This window comes from Actinomyces radicidentis (assembly GCF_001553565.1).
GTDB lineage: Bacteria > Actinomycetota > Actinomycetes > Actinomycetales > Actinomycetaceae > Actinomyces > Actinomyces radicidentis.
The window spans coordinates 2100933-2113496 of sequence record NZ_CP014228.1 but is presented as its reverse complement, the minus strand read 5'-3'; the positions used below and the strand labels follow the sequence as shown (position 1 = coordinate 2113496).

The window sequence follows — 12564 nt, the reverse complement described above, 5'->3', positions numbered from 1 at the left end:
GCCGCCGACGCCGATGAGGTGGAAGGCGCGCCCCGTGAGCGCGGCGTCCTCCGGCTCGGTTCCGCTCGTCGTGGTGCTCACGCGTTCTTCTCCTTCTTCTGCTCGGACGCCGAGGCGCCCTGAGCCTGCTGGGCGGTGGCGCGCACGAGCGCCGCGAGACGGGCCGCGCCGTCGCGCACGCCGGTGGAGGCGGCGGCGCGGGCCGTGGTCGTGCGGCGCTCGTCGTCGGCGAGCTCGGTGGCGAAGCCGGCGACGTCCGCGGGGACGAGGTCGCCGTCGGCGACGAGTCGGCCTCCCCCGGCGGCGACGACGTCGGCGGCGTTGAGGCGCTGCTCGCCGTTGCCGATGGGCAGGGGGACGTAGAGGGCGGGCAGGCCGAGGGCGGTGAGCTCGGCGACCGTGCCTGCGCCGGAGCGGCAGATGACGCCGTCGGCGCAGGCGTAGGCCTGCTCCATGGCCGTGAGGTAGTCGAGGACGTGGTAGCGCCGGGCGAGGTCCGCGGGTGCGCGGCCGGCGTCGACGGCCTCGGTGAGGGCGGTGCGGACGGGCTCGTCCTTGCCCTTGCCGGTGAGGTGGAGGACCTGCAGGCCCTCGGGGAGGTCTCCGAGGGCCGCGGCGACGACCTCGTTGAGGTGCTGGGCGCCGAGCGAGCCTCCGGTGATGAGGAGGGTGGTGGCCTCGGGGTCGAGGCCGAGGGCGGTCGCCCCGGTGAGGCGGGCGACGCGGGCGCCCTCCTCGGTGCCGCGCTGGGCGACGAGCTCGCCGACGGCGGGCCGCAGGGGCAGACCGGTGACGGCGGTGGTGCCCGAGGCGGCCTTGAGGGGCGTCGAGGCGAAGGTGAGGGCGACGGCAGCGGCCCAGCGTGCCCCGAGGCGGTTGGCGAGGCCCGGGCGGGCGTTCTGCTCGTGGATGACGACGGGCACGCCGGCCCGGCGGGCGGCCAGGTAGGCGGGGGTGGAGACGAAGCCGCCGAAGCCGACGACGACGTCGGCGCCGACCGCCTCGATGGCGCGCCCGGCGGTGGCGACCGCCTGGCGCAGGCGCACCGGCAGGCGCAGGAGGTCGAGGCTGGTGCGCCGCGGCAGGGGCACGCGCGGGACGTAGGAGAGCTCGTAGCCGGCCTCGGGGACGAGGCGGGACTCGAGGCCCTGCCGGGTGCCGAGGACGAGGATCTCGGTGGCGGGGTCTCCCCCGGTGGCCGGGGCGCGCAGGGCGGCCGCGGTGGCCAGCAGCGGGTTGACGTGGCCGGCGGTGCCGCCGCCCGCGAGGAGGACCCGCAGCGGCCGGGATCCGGTGGGCTCGTTCTGGGGCGTGTCAGGCACGGTTCCTCCTGCGGGGGGTGATGACGGACAGGGTGCGGCGCACGGAGCCGGCACGGGCGGAGAGGGCCTCCTCGGCCCCGGGCTCGTGGCGCGCGAGCGCGAGGAGGACGCCGATGCCGCCGAGGACCGCGATGAGGGCGGAGCCGCCGGCGCTGATGAGGGGCAGAGGCACGCCGAGCACGGGGAGGAGCCCGGTGACGACGCACATGTTGACGAGGGCCTGGCCGACGATCCAGGTCATGAGGCCGGCCGCGGTGACGACGGAGAAGCGGTCGCGGCTGCGCCGCATGATGCGCACGCAGCACCAGGCGACGGCGACGAAGAGGGCGATGACGAGGACGGTGCCGACGAGGCCGAGCTCCTCGCCGACGATCGCGAAGATGTAGTCGGAGTCCGCCTGGGTGAGGTAGCCCCACTTCTGGCGGGACCCGCCGGGGCCGACGCCGAGGAGCCCGCCGGTGCCGAGGGCGTAGCGGGCATGGTTCGGCTGGTAGGCCAGGCCGAGGGGGTCGGAGCCGTCGGGGTTGAGCCAGGCGGTGATGCGGGCACGACGGCTCGTCTTGACGGTGGAGATGACGGCGAAGCCGAGCAGCCCGAGGGAGCCGACGCCGACGAACCACCGGCGCGACAGCCCGGCCATCCACAGCGCGCCGAAGGCGGCCATGACGATGATGATCGAGGTTCCCATGTCGCCGCCGGCGAGGACGAGGCCGACGCCGAGGCCGACGGGCACGCCGACGCGCAGGAGGAAGGGCTTCGTCTCCGCCCAGGAGCGCACGCCGCCGCGCATGTCCGCGGCGTGCTTCCACGCGGTGCGTCCCAGGACGAGGCACAGGCCGAGCTTGATGAACTCCGAGGGCTGGAGGGTGAAGCCGCCGGGCAGCTTGATCCAGTTCGAGTTTCCCATGATGTCGATGCCGACGCCGGGCACGAACACGAGGCACTGGAGGATGAGGGCGAGAGCCATGACCCACCAGGCACCCTTCTTGAGCGTGGACATGCGGGCCCGGGAGACGGTGAGCATGCCGACGACGCCGACGACGGCGAAGACGAGGTACTTGGCGTAGGCGACGAGGCTGTTCGTCCCCGAGGCGGCGCTGGAGACCGACTGGACGGAGTAGACCATCATGAGGCCGATGAAGAGCAGCATGAAGGTCGCGACGAGCAGCACGTAGTAGGTGACGACGGGGCTCTCGCCGCGCACGGGGCCGTCCGGTCCGGAGACGCGGTGCCACCAGGCGGCGGGCGACCCCGGCCGCAGCCTGCGACGGGGGCGGCGGGGATCCTGCGGCTCCGAGGCGCTGACCGCGGACGCCGTGCTCGTGGCGGAGGCCGTGCTCCCGGAGGTCGCGGTGCGAGACGCCGTGCGCGGTGCGGGGCGCCGCCCCTGCCGGGCGGCGGGACGGCTGGTGCGGGCGGGACTCATCCGCGCTCCCCGGCGGTCCGGCGGGCGACGGCGGCGGCGAACATGTCGCCGCGCTCGCCGTAGGAGGTGAACTGGTCCCAGGAGGCGCAGGCGGGGGCGAGCATGACGGTGTCGCCGTCCTGCGCCATGGCGGCGGCGACCTCGACGGCGCCGTCGATGACGGCCTGGGAGGTGCCGTCGGGGACTCGCGTGAGGGGGACGTCGGGGGCCTCGTCGGCGAGGGCGGCCAGCAGCGGCCCCTCGTCGCGGCCGATGACGACGACGCCGCGCAGGGCCGGGCGGACGGCGCGGACGAGCTCGTGGAAGTCGGCGCCCTTGTCGTCGCCGCCGGCGATCCACACGCCGGTGCCCTCGGGCAGGCTCGTGAGGGCGGCCTGGGCGGAGTGGGGGTTGGTGGCCTTGGAGTCGTCGACCCAGGTGACGCCGTCGGCGCTGCCGACGGTGACGAGGCGGTGGGCGCCGGGGCGGAAGGTGCGCAGGCCCTCGCGCACGGCGGCGGGGTCAGCGGCGACGGCGTCGTGCGCCATGGCGAGGGCGGAGGCGGCCAGCGCGTCGGCGGCGACGTGGGCGGGGAGGCGGTCGGCCTCGCCGCCGGGGGCGAGGTGGGCGAGGTCCTCGAGGGTGGCGAGCTCGAGGCCGGCGCGGAAGCGGTCGGCGTGCATCGCGCGGTCGACAAAGATGTCCTCGACGACGCCGACCTGTCCGAGGGCGGGCACGCCGAGCGTGAATCCGACGGCGTAGCAGCCCTCGACGACGTCGGCGCCGTCGACCATGGCCTGGGTGGCGGGGTCGGCGACGTTGTAGACGGCGGCGCGCTGGGCGTGCTCGTAGATGCGGGCCTTGTCGGCGCCGTAGGCCTCGTAGCCGCCGTGCCAGTCGAGGTGGTCGGGGGCCAGGTTGAGGCAGGCCGCGGCAAGCGGGCTGAGCGTGCGGGTCGTGTGGAGCTGGAAGCTGGAGAGCTCGACGGTGAGGGCGTCGGCGCGTCCCTCGGCGACGACGCTGATGGTCGGGACGCCGATGTTGCCGACGGCCGGGGCGTTGAGACCGGCGGCGGTGAGGATGGCGGAGAGCATGCCGACGGTCGTCGTCTTGCCGTCGGTGCCGGTGACGGCGATCCACGGGACGGTGCGGCCGGTCTCGCGGTCGCGGGCCTGCTGGAGGCGCCAGGCGAGCTCGATCTCGCTCCAGGTCTCCAGACCCGCGGCGGCGGCGCCGGTGAGGACGGGGCCGGTGGCGGGGACGCCGGGCGAGACGACGAGGAGGCGGAGGTCCGAGGAGGTGGCGGCCTCGGCGACGGCGTCGTCGTCGCCCGAGACGGCTTCGGCGAGGCCGGGGTGGGCGGCGCGGGCCTCGTCGACGGCGCTCTCGCGGGCGTCGAGGACGGTGACCTGCGCGCCGAGGGCGGTGAGGACGTCGACGACGGCGAGTCCGGTGCGGCCCAGGCCGACGACGCCGACGCGCGCGCCGGCGAGGTCGCTCGTGCTCAGGGTGCTGGTGCCGCTGCTCGTCACGGGGTCTCTCGTTCCTGTCTGTGTGCGGCCGGCGGGGCCGTGCGGCCGGGCGCCGGGGGGCTCGGAAGGTGCGTCGTCGGCACGGCGGCCCGCGCTGGCGGGTCGGCGGCGGGGCGTCGGGCGGCGTCGGGCGAGACCCGGCGCCTGGTCCGATGCTCCCCCATCGACCTGGGAGGGAGGTGGAGCCACACGCGCGGGGCGGTCGACGTCACGCGCGCAGCGGGTCCGCACGGGCCCGTACGGGGCTCGCGTGCCGCGCCGAGCGGGCGCGCACGACCCCTCGCGCAGCGGATCGTGCGCGAGGGGTCGTGCGCACTGTCTCAGGAGAGGAGGAACTCGGTGTAGAAGATGCCCAGGCCGGCGACGACGCAGACGCCGGCGATGATCCAGAAGCGGATGACGACGTTGACCTCGCTCCAGCCGCCCAGCTCGAAGTGGTGGTGGAGGGGGGCCATGCGGAAGACGCGCTTACCGGTGGACTTGAAGGAGGCGATCTGGATGACGTCGCTCATGACCTCGGCCAGGAAGAGCCCGCCGAGGACGACGGCGAGGAACTCCGTGCGCGTGAGGATCGACAGCCCGGCGAGCGCGCCGCCGAGGGCGAGGGAGCCGGTGTCCCCCATGAAGATCTTGGCCGGGGAGGCGTTCCACCACAGGAAGCCGAAGCAGGCGCCCATGAGGGCCGCGGCCACCATGGCGAGGTCGCGCGGGTCGCGCACCTGGTAGCAGGTGGTGACGACGACGTCGGCGTGCCCGTAGAGGCAGGACTGGTTCGTCTGCCACACGCCGATGAGCGTGTAGGCGCCGAAGACCATGGCGGAGGACCCGGCCGCGAGGCCGTCGAGGCCGTCGGTGAGGTTGACGGCGTTGGACCAGGCGGTGATGAGGAAGTTCGACCACAGGATGAACAGGACGATCCCCAGCCCGACGCCCGCGAAGGCGAGGTCGAGGTTCGTGTCCCGCGCGAAGGAGATCCGGGTCGAGGCTGGGGTGAGGCCGTTGCGGTCGGCGAAGAACAGGCCGCACACGGAGAAGGTGATGCCGATGAAGGCTTGGCCGAGCATCTTCTGCCAGGGCGTCAGGCCCAGCGAGCGCTGCTTGGAGATCTTCTCGAAGTCATCGAGGAAGCCGATGAGGCCCAGGCCCACGATGAGGAAGAGGAGGAGCACGCCGCTGGCGCGCGGGGTGCGCAGCTCCGAGAGGTTCGCGATCGCGTAGCCGAGGACGGTGGCGATGATGATGACGAGGCCGCCCATCGTGGGCGTGCCGCGCTTGGTGAAGTGGCCCTGCGGTCCGTCCTGGCGGATGAACTGGCCGTACTGCCGCTTGTGCAGGAAGCCGATGAGCACGGGCGTGCCCAGCAGGGTCACGACCATGCCGACGGCGGCGGCGATGAGGATGGCGGTCATCGGTCGGTGCCTCCCGGTGTCCCTTCGACGGGTCGTTCAGCGAGGTGGTTGGCGACGCGCCAGGCGCCCGAGCCGTTGGAGCCCTTGACGAGCACGGCGTCGCCGGCGCGCACGAGGGCGTCGATCCGCGTCAGGGCGGCGTCGGCGTCGGGAAGCTCGACGACCTCGCCCACGCCGGCCCGTCGGGCGGTCTCGGCGGCCGGGGCGGCCCCCTCCCCGATGGTGACGAGGAGGCTCGCGCCGGCGTCGGCCACGAGCTCGCCGGTGCGTGCGTGGTCGGCGTCCGAGAACTCGCCGAGCTCGAGCATCTCGGAGATGACGACGACGCGGCGCCGCTCCCCGGCCAGGGCCGGCAGGGAGGCCAGGGAGGCCGACATGGAGTCGATGTTGGCGTTGTAGGAGTCGTCGATGAGGAGGATATCGCCGCCGTCGGGCGCGCCCACGGTGCGCACGTCGAGACGGTGGGGGCTCTCGATCCGTGCTCCCGCGAGTGCGGCCACGGCGTCGGCGGCAGGGACTCCCGCGGCGATCGCGAGGCCGACCGCGGCGAGCGCGTTGCCGACGTTGTGCAGGCCGGGCAGCCCGAGCCGGACGCGCGTCGTCGGCGCGCCGGGGGCGACGAGGTCGAGGACGGCGTGCGCCTGGGCGTCGGCCTCGACGTTCTCGGCGCGGATCTCGGCGGCCGGGTCGCCGCTCGCGGAGAAGGCCAGCACCGGGCCGGGGGCGATCGCGCGCATGGCCCAGGCGCGCTCGTCGTCGTAGTTGAGGACGGCGGTGCCGCCGGGCAGGAGGCCCTGGACGATCTCGGACTTGGCCTCGGCGACGCCGTCGACGGAGCCGAAGCCGCCCATGTGGGCGTGGCCGATCATGAGGACGGCCGCGGCGTCGAGCGGGGCGATGCCGGTGAGGTAGGAGATGTGCCCGAAGCCGGAGGCGCCCATCTCGAGGACGAGGTACCGGGTCGACTCGTCAGTCTCGAGGACCGTGAGGGGCAGCCCGATCTCGTTGTTGAAGGAGGCGATCGGCGCGACGGTCGGCGCCTGGGCGGCGAGGAGCTGGCGGGTGAGGTCCTTCGTCGTCGTCTTGCCGACGCTGCCGGTCATGGCGACGACGGTGAGCTCGCTCCCGCGGGAGGCGGCGCGCTCGCGCAGGTCGGCGAGGTGCGCCCTGGCGAGCAGTCCGAGGGCCTCGACCGTGTCCTCGACGAGGATGAGGGGCAGCGTGCGGCGCTCTCCGTCCGCGTCGTCCGGCGCGACGCCGGCCGCGTCGAGGGCGGCGCGGGCGGCGGGCAGGTCGGAGACGAGGGCGGCCGCGCCCCCTGCGGCGAGGACGCCGCCGAGGTGGGCGTGGCCGTCCGTGCGCTCGCCGGCGATGGCGACGAAGAGCGCGCCGGGACCGGCCTTGCGGGAGTCGGTCACGACGGAGGCGACGACCGGGGCGTCCCCGGTCCCGTCCGCGTCGAGGATCTCGCCGCCGACCATGGCGGCGAGCTCGGTGAGGCTGCGCTCGATCATGCCCGTGAGCCCTTCCCGGCGGCGTCGGAGGCGATGGGCCCCCACTTGGCCTCGACGGCCTCGCGCATGACGGGGGCGTCGTTGTAGCGGATGAACTCGCCGCCGATCTCGAGGAAGGGCTCATGGCCCTTGCCGGTGACGATGACGGTGTCCTCGGGGCCGCAGAGCTCGACGCCGCGCTTGACCGCGTCGCCGCGCCAGGTGGTCACCTGCTCGACGTCGTGCAGGTCGGGGCGCACGGAGCGGACGCCCTCGAGGATGGCGTCGCGGATGGTCTGCGGGTCCTCGCTGCGCGGGTTCTCGTCGGTGAGGACGAGGACGTCGGCGAGCTCGGCGGCGACGGCCCCGAGCATGGGGCGCTTGCCGTGGTCGCGGTCCCCGTCCGAGGAGAAGACGACGATGAGGCGGCCCGGGGTGATGGCGCGGACGGCCTCGAGGGTGAGGCGCATGGCGTCCGGCGTGTGCGCGAAGTCGACGATGCACAGGCCGCGCTCGCCGTCCCGCTGGCTGATGCGCTGCATGCGGCCGGGGATGTTGTGCGCCTGGGAGAGGGCCTCGACGGCGGTGGCGGCGGGGACGCCGGCGCGGATGGTCATGACGAGGGCGAGGGCCGCGTTCTGGACGTTGACGAGGCCGGGCAGCGGGCAGGAGGCGGCGATCTCCTCGCCCTCGGGCCCGTGGAGGACGAAGGTCGTCGCGGAGTCCGTCATGGAGACGGCGGCGTCCGTGACGAACCAGTCGGTGTCCGCCTCCCCGGGGTAGGCGCGGACGCGGTCGAGCTGGAGGGCGGCGTCGGAGGCGACCTTCTCGGCGAGGCGGACGCCCCACTCGTCGTCGACGCAGACGACGGCGCGACGGGCGTGCTCCGGGGTGAAGAGGATGGCCTTGGCCTCCAGGTAGCGCTCCATCGTCTCGTGGTAGTCGAGGTGGTCGCGCTGGAGGTTGGTGAAGCCGGCGACCTCGACGACGGTGCCGTCCATGCGGCGCAGGTCGAGGGCCTGGCTGGAGGCCTCGAGGCTCGCGGCGGGGACGCCCTCCTCGAGGGCGAGGGCCATGAGGCGCTGGAGGACGGGCGCCTCGACGGTGGTGCGCGGGGACTCGACGTGCTGCTCCCCCACGCGCAGCTCGACGGTGCCGGCGAGCATGCAGCCGCCCAGGTGGGCGGCGAGGATGGCCTCGACGAAGTAGGAGGTGGTCGTCTTGCCGTTGGTGCCGGTCACTGCCGTGGCGGTGAGGCGCTCGCTCGGATGGCGGTAGACCTCGGCGGCCAGGGGGCCGACGACGGCGCGCGGGTCCTCGGTGACGAGGACGGGGGTGCCGGGGCGGTCCCGCAGGACGATCTCGGCTCCGGCGGCGTCGGTGAGGACGGCGACGGCGCCGGCGTCGACGGCCTGGGCGGCGAACTCGGCGCCGTGGCGCTTGAAGCCGGGGATGGCGGTGAAGAGCTCACCGGCGGCGACGTCGGAGGAGTCGACGCTGACGCCGACGACGCTCACGCGCTCGACGCCGCCGGCCCCCGGGGCCACGGCGAGGCCGAAGCGGCCCGCGAGCTCGGAGAGGGCGGTCGGCTCGAGGCGGTGGGGGCGCAGGGCCGCCGCCGACTCGTAGGCGTGGTTGCTCATGGTTCCTCAATCTATCGTGGCGTCGTGATGCTGGCCGCCCGGTGGGCGGGTGGCGGCTCAGCGGTGCGGTGAGACGCGCGTCGCGCCGTTGCCGCCGTGCGGGTCGTGGTCAGTCCGCATTGCGCTCCTGCGCCTCCTGCTGCGCCGCCTTCTGGGCCTTGGCCTCGGCCTGGGCCTCGGCGTCGTTGGCGGCCTGCGCGGCGATGACGGTCGGGTCGGGGGCGATGCCGAGCTGGTGGAGCGCGGCGATGGCGACCTTGCGGAAGACGGGGGCGGAGACGGTGCCTCCGTAGGTGCCGTCCGGCTTGTAGACGATGACTGCGACGGCGATGGCGGGGTCGCGCGCGGGCGTGAAGCCGACGAAGGAGGCGACGGTGCCGGACTCGGTGAGGATCTCGGTGGTTCCGGTCTTGCCGGCCACGAGGTAGCCGTCGAGCGAGGCCTCCTCGGCGGTGCCGCCCGCCTGGGTGACGCCGATGAGCATCTCGGTGAGGGTGGTGGCGGTGTCCGCGCTGATGACCTGGGTGCCCTCGCCGGACTCCTGGGCGGTCTCGTTGCCGTCCGCGTCGATCCAGGCGTCGATGACGCGCGGCGGGACGCTCACTCCCTTGTTGGCGACGGTGGCGAGGACCTGGACGGCCTGGAGGGAGGTGCCCGCGTAGCCCTGGCCGAACATGGTCGTGTAGCGGGTGCGGTCGTCCCACTTGGCGGGCGGGTAGAGGAGCCCGGCGGACTCGGCGGGCATCTCGATACCGGTGAGCGAGCCGAAGCCGAACTTCTCGATGTACTGGTAGCGGAGGTCGTCAGGGACCTTCTCGCCGATCTGCACGGTGCCGACGTTGGACGACTCGGCCAGGACCTGCGAGCTCGTGAGGTACTCAACGGCGTGCTCGTGCGAGTCCTGGAAGGTCTGCCCGTTGGAGGCGGTCCACCGGTAGGGGACCGTGTAGGAGTCCGTCGGGGTGAGGTAGCCCTCCTCGAGGGCGGTGGCGAAGGTGACGACCTTCCCGACGCTTCCGGGCTCGAAGACGGCCTGGACGCTGCGGGCGTCGCGGTCGTCGGCGTCGGTGGCCGAGGGGTCGGAGGGGTCGACGGAGTTGGAGTCGGCCAGGACGAGGAGCTTGCCGGTGCTCGGCTCCATGACGACGATCGTGCCCCAGTCGGCGTTCTGGACCTTGACGACCTCGTCGAGGGCGTCCTGGGCGACGGCCTGGAGGTCGGGGTTGATCGTGGTGCGCACGGTCTGGCCGGCGACGGAGGGCACGTCGGTCCGGTCCCCGGTGGGGATGATGGCGCCGGTCTTGCCGATCTCGACGCTGCCCTTGCCGTTGGTGCCGGTGAGCTTCTTGTTCTGGGTGAGCTCGAGGCCCGCGGAGCCGACGAGCTGGCGGTTGGCGCCCTCGTGGGTGTAGCCGACGACGTTGCCCGCGACCTTGCCGGCCGGGTAGAGGCGGCGGATGCGCTGGTCGGGCTCGACGCCGGGGATGTCGAGGGCGTTGATGCGGCGCCAGGTGTCGGGGTCGACGTTCTCGGCGATGACGGCGTAGGTGGAGGTGCCGACCATCTTGGCGCCGAGCTCCTGGGCGTCGACGCCGAGGATCGGGGCGATCTGCTTGGCGGCGGCGACGGCGCCGTGGCCGACGACGGCCGGGGCGCCGTCGGTGGAGGCTGAGCCGTCGGTGGACGTCTGCTCGTACTGGCCGATCTTCACCTGGTTGACGCCGATGTCGTACGAGATCGTCGAGGAGGCGAGGACCGAGCCGTCACGGCCCTTGATGTCGCCGCGGGCGGCGCGGTTGATCCAGGTGACGGTGCGCTCGGCCTTGGCCTGGGCGGCGAGGGCGGGGCCGTCGACGGCCTGCAGCCACGCGGTCTTCCCGGTGAGCAGTGCGAAGCCGGCGACGCCGAAGAACTGGAGGGCTCGACGGCGGCTGGGGTTCACGCCGACCTACTCCGACCAGGCGGCGGTGCCACCGGAGACGGTCGAGCTCGTGAGGTCGACGACCCCGGGGGCCTGCGCCGGCACCATGCCGAGCGCGGCGGCGCGCTGGGCGAGCTGCTCGGGCGAGGACTCATCGAGGACCTCGCCCTGGACGGTGTCGATGTGGTCGTTGACGACGTTGAGCTCGATCTGGGCCTTCTGCATCTTGTACGCGGTGTCCGCCATGCGCGCGTTGAGGACCATGGAGGTGGCCAGGGCGCCGATGAGGATGGCGACGATGAGGAGGATGAAGGGCAGCGTTGAACGGGCCGGGGCGAGGCCGCGGACGACGTAGAGCTGCGGCTGCTCGGACTCGGAGGCCTCGCGGCGGACGCGGGGACGGCGCGCGCGGGCGGTGGGGGCGCCGGCGGTGCGTCGCACGGGCGCGGTGCGCGCGCGGCGACGCGACGGCGTCTCGGTGCTCGTCGTGGTGGCGGTGCTGGCGGCGGCGCTCATCGGCTCCTCCTTCCTCGGGATCGTGCGTGGTCTCGTGCGTCTGATCGGGTGCCGCTCCGGCGGCTCGGGGCGGGCCGTGGTCGTTCCCTGCGGGCTCCCCCCGTACCTGTACCAGGCTCGGGCGCCGGTGCGTCGGAGGCGGGCCGGAGGCGCGTCGCGGCTCTCAGCCTCACAGGCGCGGAACGGGGGTTGCGGGCCTGCTCGTCGTCGTCGGCGCGCTCCGCGCCGTGGGTGACGAGCTCGAGGTACGGGGCGGCGTCCTCGGGGACGAAGGGCAGGTCCGCGGGGGCGTTCGTCGTGGCGCCGGCGACCATGGCCTGCTTGACGATGCGGTCCTCGAGACTCTGGTAGGACTCGACGACGAGGCGGCCGCCGACGCGCACGGAGTTGAGGGCGCGCGGGACGGCGGCCTCGAGGGCCTCCAGCTCGGCGTTGACGGCGATCCGCAGCGCCTGGAAGGTGCGCTTGGCGGGGTTGCCGCCGGTGCGGCGGGCGGCGGCGGGGACGGAGGCGCGCACGACGTCGACGAGGTCCTGGGTCGTGGTGACGGGCTCGCCGTCCTCACGGCGCCGCACGATGGTGCGGGCGATGCGCGGCGCGAAGCGCTCCTCGCCGTAGGTGCGCAGGATGCGGGCGATCTCGCGCTCGTCGGCGGTGTCGAGGATCTCCTGGGCCGTGCGCCCCTGGGACTGGTCCATGCGCATGTCGAGCGGCGCGGTGCGGGCGTAGGAGAAGCCGCGCTCCGCGTCGTCGAGCTGGAGGGAGGAGACGCCGAGGTCCATGAGGACGGCGTCGACGGTTCCGTCGCCGTAGGGCGAGGCCTGGCGGGCGACGTCGTCGACGTGGTCGTAGGTGGTGTTGACGGCGCGGAAGCGGTCGCCGAAGCGTGCGAGGCGCTCGGAGGCGAGGGCGATGGCCTCGGGGTCGCGGTCGATGCCGACGACGGTGAGGTTCTCGAAGCGGGCGAGGGCGCCCTCGGTGTGACCGCCCATGCCGAGGGTGCAGTCGACGAGGACGGGGGCGACGGGCGCGTCGTCGCCCTCGAGCGCGGGGCCGAGGAGGTCGAGGCAGCGCTCGAGGAGGACGGGGACGTGGCGCTGCGCTGCGTCGGTCATCGCGGTCCTCCTCGGTGGCGTGGTCAGGCTTGCTCGTGACGCGGGTGGTGGCCCGGGCCCGTTCCGCCAGGACTCCTCCCGCAGGTTCCGGCGCCGGGGAAGTGACGTCGGACTGCGCGGCGGGCGGAGACCTCACGGGACGGGCCGTGGGCGGCGCCGGGGCGCCGTGCCTGCGTGCTGCTTGTGTTGTGGGTGGCGGCGGGCGGGC

At 74.1% G+C, this 12564-nt stretch carries 9 protein-coding genes; all 9 read right to left on the bottom strand.

The window, feature by feature from the left end; translation table 11 throughout:
* Positions 1-77 precede the first annotated feature (77 nt).
* Positions 78-1322: a UDP-N-acetylglucosamine--N-acetylmuramyl-(pentapeptide) pyrophosphoryl-undecaprenol N-acetylglucosamine transferase gene (locus AXF14_RS09040; RefSeq protein ID WP_067942657.1), complete on the bottom strand. Its 1245-nt coding sequence runs from the start codon at positions 1320-1322 to the stop codon at positions 78-80.
* Positions 1315-2526: an FtsW/RodA/SpoVE family cell cycle protein gene (locus AXF14_RS09035; protein WP_236755460.1), complete on the bottom strand. Its 1212-nt coding sequence runs from the start codon at positions 2524-2526 to the stop codon at positions 1315-1317. The genes AXF14_RS09040 and AXF14_RS09035 overlap by 8 nt, the downstream gene beginning before the upstream one ends.
* A 218-nt stretch (positions 2527-2744) precedes the next feature.
* Positions 2745-4259, bottom strand: a complete 1515-nt coding sequence (gene murD / locus AXF14_RS09030; RefSeq protein WP_067942655.1) for a UDP-N-acetylmuramoyl-L-alanine--D-glutamate ligase — start codon at positions 4257-4259, stop codon at positions 2745-2747.
* A 320-nt stretch (positions 4260-4579) separates the two neighbouring features.
* Positions 4580-5668, bottom strand: coding sequence for a phospho-N-acetylmuramoyl-pentapeptide-transferase (gene mraY, locus AXF14_RS09025; protein ID WP_067942654.1), 1089 nt, complete (start codon positions 5666-5668; stop codon positions 4580-4582).
* A complete protein-coding gene (locus tag AXF14_RS09020) occupies positions 5665-7182 on the bottom strand; it encodes a UDP-N-acetylmuramoyl-tripeptide--D-alanyl-D-alanine ligase (RefSeq protein ID WP_067942652.1) in 1518 nt (505 codons plus the stop codon). The genes mraY and AXF14_RS09020 overlap by 4 nt, the downstream gene beginning before the upstream one ends.
* A complete protein-coding gene (locus tag AXF14_RS09015) occupies positions 7179-8804 on the bottom strand; it encodes a UDP-N-acetylmuramoyl-L-alanyl-D-glutamate--2,6-diaminopimelate ligase (RefSeq protein WP_067942650.1) in 1626 nt (541 codons plus the stop codon). Before AXF14_RS09015 ends, AXF14_RS09020 begins: the two co-directional genes overlap by 4 nt.
* 109 nt (positions 8805-8913) lie before the next feature.
* Positions 8914-10746 carry a peptidoglycan D,D-transpeptidase FtsI family protein gene (locus tag AXF14_RS09010; protein ID WP_067942649.1) on the bottom strand — a complete coding sequence of 611 codons (1833 nt, stop codon included), beginning with the start codon at positions 10744-10746 and terminating at the stop codon, positions 8914-8916.
* A 6-nt stretch (positions 10747-10752) separates the two neighbouring features.
* Positions 10753-11241, bottom strand: coding sequence for a cell division protein FtsL (gene ftsL, locus AXF14_RS14505; protein WP_067942648.1), 489 nt, complete (start codon positions 11239-11241; stop codon positions 10753-10755).
* On the bottom strand, positions 11238-12356 hold the full coding sequence (gene rsmH / locus AXF14_RS09000) for a 16S rRNA (cytosine(1402)-N(4))-methyltransferase RsmH (protein WP_084355481.1): 1119 nt from the start codon (positions 12354-12356) through the stop codon (positions 11238-11240). Before rsmH ends, ftsL begins: the two co-directional genes overlap by 4 nt.
* Positions 12357-12564 lie beyond the last annotated feature (208 nt).